We start from the raw sequence: 18,261 nt of genomic DNA, 5'->3' as shown, positions 1-18,261 counted from the left end.
ACTTATTTTATATTGAGAATATACTTGCAATATATTAATTAATCTTTTTAAAGTTTATTTTGAAAGTTTGAAAAGCATCACATCACGAAGATTTATTGTGACTTTTACACTTATAACTTTTTACATAAAGAAATTACTTCTTTACGGCTTCATATTTATTTGGAAAAGCTGCTTCTCCATCTAAATTGATTACTTTCAAAATATCTACATTTTTACTTTCTACAGCATATTTAAAATAATCTGGTTTGTTTTTTCCCCATTGAACCGTGCAATTCTGAACTTTAATGCTTTCGGCAGTATCAAAATAAAATCCAGAAGTGCTTCCTTTTACAAAACCTTCCACATTTGCTGGGCGTCTGTCATATAATCCACCAGGAAAAGAAGTCGTTTTATCCATGTAAACACTCACATTTTCAAAAACAATATTCTTGATTTTATCTTTAGATTCGCCGCTTACAAACACACCGTTTTCACCTGTACATTGAATATTAGTAAAATAGATGTTTTTAATTTCACCGACTTTTCCTTCAGTCGCACCTTTTGGAAAACGCCAATTGGCATCTTTATGATTTCCTTTTGCTCTGCTAAAAGCGGTTACATAAATAGGTTCTGCTTTTCCCCACCAAGTATCGGTATTCAATTTGCTTTCGATAATTATGTTAGAGAAAATCACATCGCTCACCGTTCCTTCATCTCTATTCTGAATTCCTAAAGCACGATTACTGTTTTTAATAATACAATTATTGAATACTACTTGTCGGATTGCGTCCATGTTTTCTGAACCAATTTTAATCGCACAACTGCTACTCGTCATAGTGCAATTGGTAACGGTAATATTTTCGCAAGCACCAAATTCTTCAAATTCTCTTCTGTTTTTTAGGCATATACAATCGTCGCCGCTTTCAATGTAACAATCGCTAATTCTCACATTTTTAGAATGATCCAAATCGATTCCGTCACTGTTGCGAACTTTTAAACTATTTAGTAAAGTAATTCCACTGATTACAACATCGTTACAGCCAATTAAATGCACAGTCCAATAAGCCGAATTTCCGATATGAACATCTTTGATTCGAATATTCTTTCCTCCAATAATAGTCAATACATGAGGTCTTGGATCTAATACGTTAAAAGGTTTTAAAATATAAGCATCGTCTTCTTCTTCGCCCATAAATGAAATTCCGTTTCCATCTATTTTTCCGCTTCCGCTAATGGTAAAATCCTCAATATTTTCTCCTCCTATCCAAATTGTTCCCTCTCCCGGATTGGTTCTGAAAGCACTTTTCGTGTACAATTTTTCGTCTGGACTTGCCAATAGTTTCGCTCCAGCTTCGATATGTAAATCGACTTTTGATTTTACATCAATTGGTCCTGATAGAAAAGTAAAAGGTGCTGGAATTAAAACTCTTCCGCCTGTTTTACTGCAAGCGTCAATTGCTTTTTGAATGGCTGTTGCGTCATTCGTTTTCCCGTCTCCTTTTGCTCCGTACTTTTTAATATCGTAGATTTTTTGTGCTGTCGCAGTCAAGGAAATACAAAAAATTAGTATCGCAATTATAGATTTCTTTTTCATTTTATTTAATTTATGAATCTTATTTTTTTTTAACACATAGAGACATAGCTTTACTTTGGATAAAAAGGCGTTTCACTTGTATTAACAAACATAGCTATGTGTGAAAAACTAGTTTTTTTTAATACACTTTTTAAAATTTTACATCTATGTTTCTATGTGTTTATTTATTTAAGGGCAATACAAATTTATTTTGCTCTGGTTCTATTTTTCTTTTTAAAGATTCACTGTCCAAATTACTTGATGAAACATCTTTAAAAATAATCTGATTGATTTTATCCGAAGGAACATCAATAGCTTTCATAGTTAGATTTTTTACATCATCAAAAACAAAAGCGGGACGAAAATCTTCTTTGTCTAAAACCAATTTTATATTCTTCATTTCGATTCCGTTTACGTGACGCACATAAAATCCCCAAGAAGGTAGTTCACCAAACATGGTAAATTCAGGATATCCGTTAATGTTTTCTTTTACGTCTTTCAGTCTGCTTAACGGATGATATGCCATTCCTTTTGAAGCTCTTCCTGGATAAATGATTTCGATATTTTCTAAAGTCACATTTTCTATCAAATGCCCCGGAATTCCCGCAATTGAAGATGGAAATGGATTGTGGAAATAATCTACTTCTGGTCCGCGCATATCGTAATCAATATCTGGACGACCAAAGGGGACTTGCACTTTTACATTTTTAACTGATACATTTTTAATATAACCCGGTTTATCTCCATTTCTGTGACCTAAACGAATTAATACTGCGTTTCCTGTATTTACTGCGGTAATGTCAGAAACTTTAATGTTTTCAATTTCCGCTCCATCTACAGATTCAATTGCAACCGCAGATCTGAAAGTATCAAAAACTTTAATGTTTTCGATTGTTACATTTTTGAAACTTCCATAAGAACCTGTACCAAATTTCACCGCATTTGCACTCGATCTAATCGTACAATTTCCAATGTAAATATTGTTATTATGTAACCCCGGAATTTCAGATTTTAGACAAATTCCGTCGTCGGCAGCGTTAACGTTGCAATTTGTTATTCGGGCATTTTCGCAGCCATCAAGATCAATTCCGTCATTGTTCCAATACGCGCGGCTTTCCACTTTCATAAAATCAATTACAATGTTTTTACATTCTCTAAAACACATTGTCCAACCTGGACTATTTTTTAGAGTAATTTGAGTCATGGTAATCGAATCGCATTTTACAAACGAAATCAGTTTTCCTCTTCCATCTTCCGGACGCATTCTTCTGTAATTGTATTTTGGATCAATTCGAACTCCTGTATGATGAAGAGAATCAATTGCCAAAGCCAGTTCTCGTCCTTGTCCGTCAATAATTCCCTTTCCGTTTACGGCAATATTTTTTGATTGATAAGCAATTACAAAAGCTCTAATTCCTTCATATTTTGGATAATCATCTGGATTCGTGCTTCCTAATAAAGTAGCGCCTTCTTCAAAAAATAATTCCACATCATTTTTTAAAACTATGCTTCCAGACAGAAATGTTCCTTTAGAAAAAACAACTTTTCCTCCTTTACTTTTATTTGCAGCATCAATTGCTTTTTGAATTGCTTTTGTATTTAATGTTTTTCCATCTCCAACTGCACCGTATTTTTTAATATCAAATACTTTCTGCGCCGAAACGTTTAAGGAAACACAAAAAACAAACAATACGATTACAAAATTTCTTTTCATTTCTTATTTTTTTATGCCACAAAGACACTAAGCCACTAAGTGAAAGTGAACCATATAAGCAATATAAGGTCAATTAAGACAAAACTTAAATTATCTTATATTGCTTATATGGTTAAAAAACTTTGCGCTTTTGCGTCTTTGCGAGCAATTTTCTATTTAATCTTTTCAAATTTACTTTGAGCCTTAGCGTCTTTGTGGCAAAATAAAATTTACCAGAAAACGGTATACAAAGCCACTAATATTCCGCTGATAATAAACGAACCTACAATAAATTCAGAAGACACTTTAAACATTGATTTATCAACTTCTATTTTATGAACTTCAGCTTCTTCATCAGAAACTGGACTTGCCAGACTTATACCAATCATTATAAATACAATTATAAAGAAAACTATGGTCATTCTATCTAAGAAAGGATAATCTGGAAAAGCGCCTTCTGTCCACATTGGTAAAAATTTCAATATCGCAGCCAATGGCACTGTTAGTAATGCTCCAGCAAGTCCAGCCGCTGGAGTTGTTTTTTTCCAGAACATTCCCAACAAGAAAATCGCTAAAACTCCTGGCGAAAAGAAACCAACATATTCCTGAATAAACTGATACGCTTGATCTAATGATTTTAATGCTGGCGCTACAAAAGCTGCAATAATCATACAAACCACAACGCACCATCTTCCTGTACGAACCAGTTTTTTTTCTGATGCTTGAGAATTAAAATATTTTTTATAAATATCTAAAGAAAAAATAGTCGAAATACTATTAGCTTTTCCTGCTAAAGAAGCCACAATTGCTGCTGTTAAAGCCGCTAAAGCAACACCTTTTAATCCAGCTGGAAGTAAATTCATTAAAGTCGGATAGGCATGATCTGGTTTTAAAACTCCAGCTGTATCAACCATTTCTTGTTGAAACATTCCATTTTCATGCATGACAAACATGGCAATTCCAGGCAGAACAGCAATAATTGGAACTAATAATTTTAAGAAAGCAGCAAATAAAATTCCTTTTCGAGCTGTTTTCAAATCGGCTCCTAAAGCTCTTTGAACAATATATTGATTACAACCCCAATAAGCTAAATTATTGATCAACATTCCACCTACTAGAACTGACATTCCAGGCAATTCATTATAATGCGGATTAGATTCATCTAAAATCATGTGCAAATGTCCTGGTGCTTCTTGCGCAATTATAGAAAGTCCTTTCAAAATATCATTTCCAAATCCGAATTGATCAGATAATAAAGTTAATGCCAGATAAGTTGTTACTAATCCTCCTAAAATTAAAACAATAACTTGAAACATATCGGTGTATCCAATTACTTTCATTCCGCCCAAAGTAACGATTACAGAAAATAAACTCAAACCAATTACGCAGAATTGAAAACTGACTGGGGCTATTGAAGAAATTGCTAAAGCACCTAAATAAATAATTGAAGTAAGATTAACAAATACATAGATTAACAACCAGATAATAGCCATAATAGTACTTACGGTTCCGCTATATCTTTTGGCTAAAAACTGCGGCATTGTGAATATTTTATTCTTCAAATAAACTGGCAAAATAAACATTGCTACAATGATCAATGTTGCAGCAGACATCCATTCGTAAGAAGCAATTGCAAGGCCAATAGCAAAACCAGAACCGCTCATTCCGATAAAGTGTTCTGCTGAAATATTAGAAGCAATTAAAGAAGCTCCAATCGCCCACCAAGTAAGTGATCCTTCGGCTAAAAAATATTCGTTTGAACTTGTTGCGGCAGTTTTTTTGCTTCTGTAAATATACATCCCATAGCTCGTAACTATGATAAAGTAAATAAAGAAAACAATATAATCTGCGGTTTGTAATACATTCATAATGTGTGGTTATTGTGTGGTTAGATAGTAAAATGTATTTTAAAATGTAATGTTTCTTAAATTTTTAGAAACCATTTTCTTTTATATAAAAAGTACAGTAAAATAAGCTGTACAACGGTAACAGACATTGTTGCAAATACAGGCTGCCAAATGAGCGGAAGAAAATTTATAAGTCCGCCAAAAACATAATCTGCAGTATGTTTAAAATCGACTAAACCTTCAGCGGCTATATAAATCAGAATAGAATTTGAACCGATTAATATTAATGGAAATGCCCATTTATGAAAACCAAATAAATCGATTATTAAATAAAAAAAGACAAAAAATAAAATACTAAATCCGCCAACAAAACATACGAAAGAACTTGTCCATAAATGTTTGTTTATTGGAAAATTAATATCCCAAAGTAAACCTACAATAATCAAAACAGTAGCCGTTAAAGCCATCAAAAGCAATTTCACTTTTATAGAAAACGGACATTTAGCTTTTAAAAATGTTCCGATAAAAACTCCCAATAAAGCGGTTGCGATAGCAGGAATTGTTGAAAATATTCCTTCTGGATCGTAAACTGTGCTATGCAATCTTCCTGGCAAAAGCAAACGGTCAATATAGCCTTCTAATGAACCTTCTTTTGTTAAAACTCCTGCTCCAAATTCTGGAACTGGAATCCATTTCATGGCTACATAATAACCAATCAAAATTCCGAAAAACCAGATTAACTGTTTTTTAAAATCAAAATTTAAATAAATGATTCCAGCAAAAAACCAAGCCAATCCAATTCTACCTAAAACGCTTGCAAAACGAGTATGATCGAAACCATCAAATCGTAACAATCCATTTACCACAAATCCGAGAACTAGTAAAATGCAAGTTCTTCTCAGCATTGATAAATAGATTTTTCGCTTTTCGTATGAAGGTAATAGCTGTGGTGTTTTTACGCCTGCCAAACTCATTTTCTTTTCAAAAGAATAAGGCATAGAAACTCCCGCTACAAATAGAAAGACTGGAAAAATCATATCATAAAATGTAATACCGTTCCATTCTGCATGATGCAATTGCGATGACATCCAAATAAATACAGGAATTGGTGCCGCTTTGGCAAGAGCGTGAATAATATGTTCTCCGCTCATAATCCAAAACATCACAAATCCGCGCAAGGCATCTAAAGAAATTAATCTTCCATTTGTAGAGTTACTCATTTTTATAGTATTCAGTGGTCAGTTGATAGTTTTTTTAGTATTCTTTTCAGTATTCAGTCACAGTTGCAGTTTTCAGTTCTAACTGTGACTGAAAACCGAGACTGAAAACTGAAACTAAACTTATTTAAGCTAAAGTGGTTTTATAACAAATCCGTAGTTGTATTCGCTTTGCGTTAATATATACTGTTCATGTGGCGGTGCGCCCCAACTGTTGTCGCCTCCCACTCCTCTTTGGGTTAAGTCTACACAAACTACTACTTCTTCTCTTGGAGTAATATCGCTTGAATGGATATTCTTTTTAGAAATACCTCCGTCAAAATCACTCGGATAATTATTTAAAGTACTCATAGCTAAAGGTTGCAGACCTTTTATTTCCAAGCCATTTCCTGAATTGCTTGACAATTTAAACCAGCGTATATCAGTCTTGTATCCATTTTCTTGTGGGCGTGTATAAGGCACATACTGGCCTGCAACTTTACTATTATAAATTCCTTTAAATGATGCTGTTTTTCTATCCGGATAATTTTCTAATGGTCCTCTTCCGTAATAATCCAGATTTTCTAATGTGTTTTTTAAAGTGAAAATCATTCCAAAACGAGGCAACTCAGGTACAGCATTCGCTCCTTTTTTATAAGCGACCTGTATTTCTAAATCTCCATTATTTCCTAGCGAATATTTAATTGTATAATCTGAAGCAACATCGTTTAGTTTTAATTTCGAAACAATATATTTTTTTCCGTTTTCTTCTGTTTGCTGAATGCTTTCTAAAGAAGTATTTTTTCCAGCCGTTCTCCAAACATTCGTTCTAATTTGCATTTTATTTCCAATATCATTATCGGTTGGAGCTCTCCAGAAATTTGGTTCAGGATATTGTTTGAAATATTCTTCGCCTTTTAAACTGTAATAAGAAATCAATCCTGTCGATTTGCTGATTTTCACCACAACATTATCTGAAGTCAATACAAACTGATCTTTATCCTCTTGAATTTTAGCAGAATTTACTTTTTCAGATTTTTGGAAATAATTACCATCTTCAATTACAAATTGTTCTTTCGCATTTTCAAAATTTTGAGGAAATATTTCAGAACTCGTTCTTGTATAAGCAAAAACATTTAGCAAATATTCAACTCCATCTTTAGATTCTAATTTTGGTAAATCAAGCTTAAATTGTTTTTTTGTTTTTGGATCTAACGCAACATTAATTGTTCCTTCTTTAATTACTTTTCCATTTTCTAAAACTTCATATCTAAAGCCGTATTTATTCAAATTTGTAAATCCGAAGTCATTATTAATTTCGATTAAACCATTTTTGACATCAACTGCTTTGAATAAAATATTCTGATAAACTTTTTTTACTTCGAATGCTCCAACGTGTGGCGTTCTATCTGCATAAACTAATCCGTTGTGGCAGAAATTTTCATCGTTTAGATAATTCTGGCTTCCCATATCGCCTCCGTAAGCCCAGTATTTTCTTCCAGCTTCATCGGTTCTTTCAAATCCTTGATCTACCCAATCCCAGATAAAACCTCCTTGCATATTTTTGCTTCCGCGAATGATGTCCCAATATTCCTGAAAATTTCCGCTGCTGTTTCCCATAGCATGCGAATACTCACACATAATATATGGACGAGTAACTTCTTTTCTCGCCGCATATTCTTTCATATATTCTATCGTTGGATACATCGGGCAAACGATATCTGTATTTTCGTTTTCTTTTGCCTGCTCAAACTGAACTAAACGAGAATTATCTCTTTTTTTAATCCATTTATAAGCTTCGTGAAAAACAGGTCCATTCGCACTTTCATTACCTAAAGACCAAATAATTACAGATGGCATATTTTTATCTCTTTCAACAAGACTATAAATTCTGTCTAAATGTGCTTCTCTCCATTCTGGAAGATAACCTGGATTCGTTTTTGGATTCATCCATTTTAAAGGCTGACCTTCTACTCCCATTCCATGACTTTCGATATTAGCTTCATCGACCAAAAACAAACCATATTTGTTACAAAGTTTAACCCATAAAATATTGTTTGGATAATGACTGCAACGAACTGAATTAATATTCAATTGCTTCATCATTTTGATGTCTTTCATCATCGTCGCTTCATCCTGATAATGTCCCGTTTCTGGATTATGTTCATGAATATTTACGCCATGAACCATTAATCGAACTCCGTTTACCAATAATTCTCCGCCTTTTAATTCAACTTTTCTAAAACCAATTTGTGTTGAAACGGTTTCTATAACTTCGTCTTTTGCATTCTTTAAAGTCAGAACCAAGTTGTATAAATTCGGCGTTTCACTGCTCCATAATTTCGGACTTGAAACATTTTGAGAAAAATTAAGATTCTGAATTTTTGAAGCTTCAAAATTGACATTAAACTCTTTACTAAATACATTTTTTCCAGAAGCGTCAACTAATCTCGCAACCAACTTTTGATTATTTACAACTTTCGAAGTCAGATTTTTTAAACTCACATCAACACTTAAACTTCCGTTTTTGTATTTCGCATCTAAATCTGGTTTTGCAAAGAAATCTGAAATACGAACATCACTTGTACTATACAAATACACATTTCTGTCAATTCCAGAAAGTCGCCACATGTCCTGATCTTCTAGATACGAACCGTCACTCCATCTGTACACTTCTACAGCCAGATTATTTTTTCCAGGTTTTAAATATTTAGAAATATCAAATTCTGCTGGACTTTTAGTATTTTCAGTATAACCAACTTTTTCGCCATTTACCCAAATATACATAGCTGCAGTTCCTGCTTCAAAATGAAGAAAAACATGTCGGTTTTTCCAATTTTGAGGTATTACAAAATCTTTTTTATAAGAACCAACAGGATTATCCCCATGATTAATGAAAGGTGGATTTTTCTCAAAAGGATATGTAATATTGGTATAAATTGGCACTCCATATCCGTTTAACTCCCAATTTGATGGAACTTGAAGATCTTTCCAATGTAAAGTGCTAAAATCTGTTTTATAAAAATCTTTCGGGCGCTGATCTGGAGTTGGCGACCAAGAAAATTTCCATTTTCCATTTAAAGAAAAATACCAAGGTGAATTTTCATATTTATCGATTATCGCCGAATTTTCATCTGCATAAGGAAGAAAAGCAGCTCGTGCTGGCTCTCTATTAATCTGAAATACAAGTGGATTTTCCCAATCGTTACGCTCTTTTTCTTGAGCAGTAACAATAGTTCCACAAAGTAAAAGCAGGCTTAATAAAAGTATTTTGGTTTTGATTATATGCATTATTTTGGTTTTTGATAGCTGGCAATTATTTTTTTTCAACACATAGAAACATAGTTTATTTTTTTCTTAAAAAAGATTAATGAAAGAAACCAGTTTCTAACACATAGCCCCAAAGTTTGTCATTCCGAGGAACGAGACCCGAGCGATAGCGAACTGGCGAAGCAAATCTTCGTAAGCAGCTCTACAAAGATTGTGGATTCTGATTGAGGAGTTTCTCGCGAAGATTCCTCGTTCCTCGGAATGACAAGATTGTGTGGACTATCTTTGTTTAAACAAATGAAGCCTTTTTAAAACTTCAATTTCTCTGGCAAATATTTAGCGACTAATTCTTTATAATAAGGAAGTAATGCTTTTACATCTGGTTTAACTGGTGCTTTTGTGTATAAATCATAAGGATTGAACTTTCTAACCCAATCAAACATTTCGATGTCTTTCTCATTCATTAGGTGAGAATAAGCATTTTCTTTGTGTTGAGAATAGAACGAATGATAACGTATCATATACAAAGCTGGATCTGGAAGATAATCTTTCATAATCTGATACAGATATTCGTCATGTCCCCAGCTCATCTTTACGTTTTCTAATCCGCAGTTTTCTGTATAAACGCCAAATTTAGTGTTGAATCTTTCGTCTGTATAATCTGGATTTTCCTTAAAAAATTCTGGATAAACTATTTTATCCGAATACGCGCATCCAACTGGAAATGTATCACCAACAACTGCCCACTGCGGTTCTCCAAACAAACATAAAACCTTACCCAAATCGTGAATAAAACCAGTCAATACAAACCAATCAGGATGACCGTCTGCACGAATGGCTTCTGAAGTCTGCAAAAGATGCTGTGTTTGGTCTAAGTCAATATCTGGGTCACTGTCGTCTACAAGCGTGTTTAAAAACTCAACAGCTTCCCAGATTGACATTTCTTTTCTATTAAATTGCAGAAAATCTTGTTCTTTACTGCATACAAAGTCATAAGTTTGATACGTGTGGTTTATTCTGTAAAACTCTTTAACTGTTTCTACTCTTTCCGAATCGACATAATTTCTGAATTCTTCTTTCTGCTTTTCTTTTACATCTTCATTTTCTTCAGAAGGATCAGGATATCGCATTAACAAATCATCTTCCCACTCATCTAAATTATTCAACGGATTATCTGTGTCTATATGCTTTTTCATAATGTTAAATAGTTAAAAGTTACAAGACAAAAATAGAATTACATATATGTTTCAAAATGGATTAATACATCAAAAACATGGATAATTTCGAACATTGTAAGATTTTTACCTATTATTTAGTTAAAAAACATACATTTCAGCGCAGATTTGTCATTTCGACGAAAGGAGAAATCACACGCGGAAATCAACAAAGATTGGTAATTAATATTGTAGAAATTCTAGTGCGATTTCTCCCTTCGGTCGAAATGTGAAGATTGGAATTTGGAATTTAAACATAGCCCGTGGTTTCAATCACGGGAACATGGCGAAGAGAAATTATATTGCGTTCCCGTGGTTGAAACCACGGGTTATGTTTAAATTAGATGATTGATTAAATTATAAATTAGTGGAAATTCGTACAATTCGTGGCAAAAGAATAAATCCTTTTTAATCCATTTAATCTGTGGCAAAAACCTAATTAATCAGTTTACTTGGCGGGAAACCAAACTGCTTTTTAAAGCATCTGCTAAAATATAACGGATCATTAAAACCAACCAAATTAGTTACTTCAGAAACATTATATTTTTTAGTTTTAAGCAATTCTGCTGATTTTTTTAATCGAATAGTTCTAATAAATTCATTTGGCGCTAAATCAGTCAATTCCTTGATTTTTCTATATAATTTAGAAGAACTTACACCCAATTTATCACAAAGAAAATCTGTAGAAAGATCTACTTCGCTCAAATTATCATTAATCAAATTGGTGATTTTCTCCATAAATTCTTCATCAATTGGAGAATGCGTTAGCATACTTACTTTACTTTCTACTTCTCCAGAGAATTTTTGCTTGAGTTCTAATCTCGATTTTACAATATTTTCGATAACCGTTTTAAGCAATAAAGGCTCAAAAGGCTTCGCTAAATAACCGTCAGCACCCATTTCATAACCTTTTACTTTGTCATTATTTTCGCCAAGCGCGGTTAACATCACAACCGGAATATGACTGATAAATTCATCGTTTTTAAGTTCGCGAACAAACTCTAAACCGTCCATAACCGGCATCATCACATCGGCAACACATAAAATTGGTTTTATTTGGCGGCAGAGTCTCAAACCTTCTTCACCGTTTTCTGCATCGTAAACTTTATAATAATCAGAAAGATAATCTACCAAATATTTTCTAAGCTCGCTATTGTCTTCAATAACCAATATTTTTTCTTTCATATCGGTATTCTGAATAATCTTTTTTGCCGCTTTCTCTGGAATAAGCATGCTTAGATTATCATTTTTCAATGCATATTCAAACACTTCTTTATGTTCGTAAGCAGAACGATCAATCGGAATTTCGACTCTAAACGTACTTCCTTTTCCTGCTGTACTTTCTACAGAAATAATTCCTTTATGAATCGCAACCAATGATTTTACTAAAGACAACCCAATTCCAGATCCCGTATTATTGTCTTTACTGTTTGAAGCTTGATAAAAACGCTTGAAGATTTTATCCATACTTTTTAACGGAATCCCGATTCCGTCGTCTGCAACTTCAATAACCAAAACATCTTCAACCGTATCTTTTAGTCTGATATACAAGTCAACATTTCCATTTTTATTGGTAAATTTCAAAGCATTCGATAAAAGATTATATAGAATCTTATCGTATTTATCATTATCAATCCAACCGTTTATTTCCTCATCTTCAACTATAAAATTGAGCTTAATTTTTTTGTTATAAGCCATTTCTTTAAACGAATCGAAAATATTCTTCGAGTACGATAAAATATCCGTTTTAGTCACTTTCAGTTTCAATTCTCCCGATTGTGCTTTTCTAAAATCTAAAACCTGATTTACAAGATTTAATAATCTGCTAGCATTTTGATAAATCAAGTTATATCTGCTTTTTTCGTAATCTGTTGCATTGCTGTTTTCGTCTAATAATTGTTTTGCCGGACCTAAAATCAGCGTTAAAGGCGTTCTTAATTCGTGCGAAATATTAGTAAAGAAACGTAGTTTTTCATTGTTTAATTTAACATCGTGTTCTCTATTCACTTTCTCTGTAAGAAGCTCTTGTTTAAGACGAATTCGGTTTTTAATCTCTTTTCTAATGAAATAGAAAATACCAAATAAAAGTGCAAAAAACAATAAAAACGAAGTCGGTGTTAACCAAAACGGAGGCAGGATTTTTATTTTATAAGAAACCGTTTTACTCCAATATCCGTCGCTGTTGCTTGATCTGATTTTAAAAGTATAATTTCCTGGATAAAGGTTGGTATATTGTACAGTTCTCGATGTACTATTTGCTGTAATCCAATGTTTATCAAAACCCTCCAACATATATTGAAACTTATTCAGTTTTTCATTTGCGAAAGATGGAGCCGAAAACTGAAGTGAAAAGTTGCGGTTTTTATGACTCAATTCTATTTCTTTTCCATAATTTAAATCTTTAGAAAGCGGAATTTCTCCATTGATTTCCATTTCTGGAAAAACTTCTTCGTTCTGAATTTTAAATTCGGAAATAACCGGCAATGGTGACCAATTATTTCTTTTCATCGCAGGCGGCGAAAAAGAAATAATTCCGTTTTTTCCTCCAAGAAAAATATTAGAATTATTAAAATAAAAGAATCCGCTCGAACTAAAAACGTCCAATCTATTTCCACTATTTACATGATAAATACTGATGTCTTTTAAATTTGACTTAACAAAAGCGATATTATTGTTATTGATGTTAAGCCAAAGATTTCCGCTTGCATCAGATAAAATATCTGTAATCCATTTTCCAGAAAGTTCTTTTAGATTTTTAACAGGCTCAAATTCATTCTTTTTCGGATTGTACAAACACAAACCAAATCGAGTTGAAGCCCAGATTTTTCCTTTAACATCAACTAAAACATCACTTACATTTTCGTCATGCGGAACGCCTTTTTCTTTAATAAAAAGCGACGAATACGTTTCAATTTTTCCTGAAGTAATATTGTATTTTACAACTCCCGTTTCTGTTGCAAACCAAACATTGTTTTTTGCATCTCTTTCGATAGCATTGATTTGAAAACCAGGCAAAAGTTCGCTAGAACTCTGCACTTGCAATGTTTTTGTATTCAAAATAACGGCACCTTCGCCAAAAGAACCAACAAGCATTAAATCATTTCCAATTTTAGTGAAGGCAAAAACTGGCGATTTTTCGAATCCAACTTTAATTTCTCTCGACGAGTTTGTGCTGTAATTGTACACCAAAACATTTCCATCCCAAAGACCGCAATAAAAAATCTTTCCGTCATCAGAATAAATGCTGGCAATATCTTTTCCTGTATTGTGCAATGGAGTTGAACCTTTTGTGTTGGAAATAAAAAGTCCGTTGTGGTAAGTCGCAACAATTATTTTTTCGTCATAAGTCTTTGCAAATCCTCTAATTCTAGGCGCTTGATTACCAATCGAACGCGAAATATCTTTGTTTAAAGTAAATTGATTTTCGTAAGGATCATATTTGTCCAAACCATCTTCAGTTCCGATCCACAAAACTCCCGATTTATCAAAATAAAGTGCTGAAATTAAATTATCTACAAGCGAAGTATCATCAGACAAAATAGAATAATACCATTTGTAATTTCCTTTTTGAATATCTTCTAATTGATCGCAGACCAATAATCCGCCTAGAGTTCCAACCCAATATTTGCCGTCTGGCGCGCGTGCAACAGATAAAAAATACGGACCTAAAGCACCTCTAACCTGTTTATTTTCAATATATAAATTTACAAATTGATTAGTTGCTTTATTTAATTTATACAAACCTTCACGAGTTCCAACAAAAATATCTTGTTTAGCGTCTTCGTAAATAAAATTGATGTACGGATTTTTTATGTTTGAATTCGGAACCGAAAGTGTATAATTGTTAATTCTAACAATCGCTCCTTTCGCATCCATCGTAATTTTTGCTACACCCGATTTCTCATAACTTCCTACCCAAATATTGCCATTTTTGTCTTCAAAAATTTCTTTTACGTATTCAAAACCTTTCAGTTTAATTTTTTCGAATCGGTTTTCTTTCAAGAAAAACAAATAAATTCCTTTTGTTTTGGTTCCAACCCAAACCCTTTTAAACTTATCTACATAAACCGCTCGAACTTCATCGTCTGGCAAACTGTTTGGATCATCTTTTTTATGAAAAAAAGTGGTAAAGACATGCGTATCCATTTTAAAAAGAGTCAGACCTTTTCGGGTTCCAATCCATAAATGGTTAGAATTTTCATCTAATTCTAAAGCAGTAATATCGTCGTTATATAATTTGTTTTTCCCCGGCGTAGAACTCATGTAGTTTTTGAACTGATAACCGTCAAAACGATTCAATCCAGAAAATGTACCAAACCACATGAAACCTTTTTTATCCTGAACAATATGTCGCACAGAATTATGAGACAATCCGTTATTATCATTATAATGCGCAAATTTTATATTCTGTGAATAAGAAGAATAAAAAACAGCAAACAACAAGAATAGTAAAAGGAATTTTGGTCTCATGGAAATAAATTATAAATGCAATTTAAACTTTTTGACTTAATAAATAACGAAATTATTTAACAGATAAATTATCAATTTTGTTATTTTTCAAATCAATTTTAAAATGATCGGAAGGCTGACCATTCATGGTTTTCCAAAATATTTCTGCCCATAAAACCAATTGCGGATCATTTGATTTTTTTAACTGCTTGCAGATCAAATCGTATTGTTTTAATCTCTGCTTTCCTATTTCTTTAAAAGCGAGTTCATCGGCACTTTTTAAGCGATAAAAATCGAAAATCATATCAAAGCCATTCCAAAGTTCAAAATCAGAAATTGTCAAAGAATTTGCCTTTAAATCTTTATTTATTTCAGATTGGTTTTTATTCAATTCTAATAAATCTCTACCAGAAAGCTTTTCAATCGATTTTAATAAATCTGCTGGAAAATCTTCGGGCAAGAATCGTAAACGAACTAATTCTTTTAAATGCCAATTTGTAAATGCAGCATAATCTTTGGCTTTAAGAATTTCTTTATTCCAAATATCATTATTTTTAATTCCCTCTAGATGAGCATATTCTTCTTCGTAAAAAGGAAATAAACTATTGAAATTAGGCACTTTCCCAATTACAATGGTTTCGACTTCAAATTCTGTTTCCGAATGAATTTTCAATATTTTATAAGCCGGCATATAAGCGGCAAGTGACGGAGTTTGAATATTAAATAAAGTATTTCCCTTTGCCGATGTTCGCACGCCCGTATCATTAATATGCATGTGTCCACCAAAATGAATCTGAATACCCGCATCTGCAAATTGCTGCGCTACTTCTTCATTAGGAACACGCTGCAACTGCATTTTATTTGCTCCAAAAAGCTGTTTTAACTCTGGCGAAGCATCATCATTAAATTCAACCATTGGATAATGACTGAAAGCAATCAAAATTTTTCCTTTTTGTTTCGCTTCCGCGGAAACTTTTTTAACCCAATTTATTAGATGACTTTTATAAATCAAGACGTTATTATAACCTGTATTTGCTCCCGAAAAATCATTTGGATTATTAGGCAAACCTGATAATTTTTCGTTCGGAACATAAGCATTGGCATCTATTGCTAAAAGCCAAATTCCTTTTACAGGTTCAACCAGATAACTGGCATCAGGCAGAAACAAATTGGTGTTTTTAATTAGATACGTTCTTTTTTCTAAAGCAGATTCTTTTTGCCCTTTTTCAAAATTATATTGTTCGTAAGTGTAGTTTGAAAATGGTGTTTCCCAATACAAATCGTTCTTTTTTGGAAAAAAACCAAAATCGCGCATTTCATTAATGGTTTCTTTGTAACCCCAGTTTTTTATATCCTCTGTTATAACTGGTTCTAGCTCACTTTTATTTTTGTTGAAATTGTTTTTAGAACTGGTAATAATTTGCTCTTTTCCACCTTTTCCTAAAAAATCAGTTTTAGCGGCATCTTGAGAAAATGGCCTTACGACATCATGATTTCCTGTCGTAACAAAAAAGGAGATTGCGTATTTTTTTGAATATTCGTTGAGTATTTTTCTCAGTCCGCGAACATGAACGGGTTGTCCGTCGTCACTGAAATCGCCAGGAAGTACAACTTGTTTGATGTTTCTTTTTACAATGTCGTTTAAGGCTTCAAAAAAGGCGAAGTAATTTTCATTGAAGATTCTCGTAGAATGCAATTGCGCATTCATAGTTCTGATATTGGCATATTCGCCCGTTTTCGGATTTTTGATTCCTTTATAATCATTATCCTCGAATTTGGCAAAAATATCCTGTAAATGAACATCGGCTATAAAAGCAATCTGAACTTCTTTTTTGACATTCTGCTGTGATTTGCAGGAATTTAAAGAAAGTAATAGTACTAATATAGCCGATATTCTAAACATTTATTTTTTATACTTTATTTTATATTAATATTTATAAAACCCATTAAAATTAGACACGGATTAAACAGATTCGCTAACGCGAAGACGCGGATAAAAACGGATTTTTTATTAATCTCTTAAAAAATATAAATAGATTATCCGTTTTTATCCGCGTCTTTACGAAGTAAATCCGTTAAATCCGCGTCCTTACTTTAAGGATAATTCTATTACTTTTTAATATATGCTTCTAATTTATCCAAAGTGTTTAGTTCTGTTTCTCTTGCACTTGAAGATATAATTGAAGTTTCTAAGTTTTTTGCTGGTTTTGAGATCAATAAATATTGCGTTCCGTCGTCTGTAGTTTTCTCATAATCTTTTTGATTATACATAATTGCTGCACCAACTTCTACAATTTCTGCCGCAACGTCTTCAGGATGTTTTCCCCAAACTGCGATATAATTTGTTCCTTTTTTTGTTGCACAATCTTTAAAGTAATTTACTCCAGTTGCAAATTGTACTTTTTCTCCAGTTAAAGAAACAGCTTCTACTTTTGCTTCTCTTTTACCTGAGAATACCGTAACGCGAACTAAAATATCTACTTTTTTTCCTTTGTAAGGCACTCCTCTAGAAATCATTTCCATCCAAGAAGTATTTTCTGTTTTACCTACACGAGCTAAACGGTTCGTAACAGGATTTAAAGGCACAACTTTCTCTCCATCCCAAAGTTTTACACCGCCTAAGCCTACAGTTGATGCTACTTTATAGTAATCTGCTCCCCAACCTTCTTTTTGCTGTTGCGGCGTTGGGTACCAGTTTGCTTTTCTTAATTCTAAACCTGGTTTTGCTTTAGAATAAACATCAATCGCTACTTTATCGCTGAAGTAGATTCTCAAAGCCATCCATTCGTTTTCTACAGCTGGACCATGATGCCCAATTGTTTTGTATAAATCTCCTGATTCTGAGCCGATATCTGTTAGATACGTAATTTTATCAGACTTCATATACAAACTGTTGTCTGTATTATTTTGTCCGAAACAAATGCAGCAAAAAAGTAAAGAGGTTACGATAGATAATTTCATAATTTAAATATTATAGTTTAAGTGTAATTCCTGTAAATTTAAAAACAACTTTCTACAATTTACCAAGAATTCTGCCTAA

Annotated in this window: 9 protein-coding genes; all 9 read right to left on the bottom strand. The window is 32.9% G+C overall.

Going from position 1 to position 18,261, the window contains the following annotated elements:
- Window positions 1-133: 133 nt before the first annotated feature.
- The gene (locus P0R33_RS22930; protein WP_276173417.1) at window positions 134-1,573 is read right to left on the bottom strand and encodes a glycosyl hydrolase family 28 protein; all 1,440 of its coding nucleotides are present in this window, start codon (window positions 1,571-1,573) and stop codon (window positions 134-136) included.
- 160 nt (window positions 1,574-1,733) lie between these two features.
- The gene (locus P0R33_RS22925) at window positions 1,734-3,266 is read right to left on the bottom strand and encodes a glycosyl hydrolase family 28 protein (protein ID WP_276173416.1); all 1,533 of its coding nucleotides are present in this window, start codon (window positions 3,264-3,266) and stop codon (window positions 1,734-1,736) included.
- 209 nt (window positions 3,267-3,475) lie between these two features.
- A complete protein-coding gene (locus tag P0R33_RS22920) occupies window positions 3,476-5,113 on the bottom strand; it encodes a sodium/sugar symporter (protein ID WP_276173415.1) in 1,638 nt (545 codons plus the stop codon).
- Between the two features lie 56 nt (window positions 5,114-5,169).
- The gene (locus tag P0R33_RS22915) at window positions 5,170-6,312 is read right to left on the bottom strand and encodes a DUF5009 domain-containing protein (RefSeq protein ID WP_276173414.1); all 1,143 of its coding nucleotides are present in this window, start codon (window positions 6,310-6,312) and stop codon (window positions 5,170-5,172) included.
- A 129-nt stretch (window positions 6,313-6,441) separates the two neighbouring features.
- Complete coding sequence (locus P0R33_RS22910) at window positions 6,442-9,579, bottom strand: glycoside hydrolase family 2 TIM barrel-domain containing protein (protein WP_276173413.1); 3,138 nt, start codon at window positions 9,577-9,579, stop codon at window positions 6,442-6,444.
- Between the two features lie 287 nt (window positions 9,580-9,866).
- Window positions 9,867-10,754 carry an inositol oxygenase family protein gene (locus tag P0R33_RS22905; RefSeq protein WP_276173412.1) on the bottom strand — a complete coding sequence of 296 codons (888 nt, stop codon included), beginning with the start codon at window positions 10,752-10,754 and terminating at the stop codon, window positions 9,867-9,869.
- Window positions 10,755-11,207: 453 nt separating this feature from the next.
- Window positions 11,208-15,242, bottom strand: coding sequence for a two-component regulator propeller domain-containing protein (locus tag P0R33_RS22900; protein ID WP_276173411.1), 4,035 nt, complete (start codon window positions 15,240-15,242; stop codon window positions 11,208-11,210).
- A 52-nt stretch (window positions 15,243-15,294) separates the two neighbouring features.
- Entirely contained in the window at window positions 15,295-17,124 is a 1,830-nt protein-coding gene (locus P0R33_RS22895; RefSeq protein ID WP_276173410.1) for a metallophosphoesterase, read from the bottom strand.
- A 206-nt stretch (window positions 17,125-17,330) separates the two neighbouring features.
- Window positions 17,331-18,182 carry a DUF4861 family protein gene (locus P0R33_RS22890; protein WP_276173409.1) on the bottom strand — a complete coding sequence of 284 codons (852 nt, stop codon included), beginning with the start codon at window positions 18,180-18,182 and terminating at the stop codon, window positions 17,331-17,333.
- Between the last annotated feature and the right edge of the window lie 79 nt (window positions 18,183-18,261).

Origin of the sequence: Flavobacterium sp. YJ01 (assembly GCF_029320955.1) — a bacterium.
In the GTDB taxonomy this organism is placed as follows: Bacteria; Bacteroidota; Bacteroidia; order Flavobacteriales; family Flavobacteriaceae; genus Flavobacterium.
The sequence above is the reverse complement of the archived record's forward strand: the minus strand, read 5'-3'. Positions and strand labels throughout refer to the sequence as shown.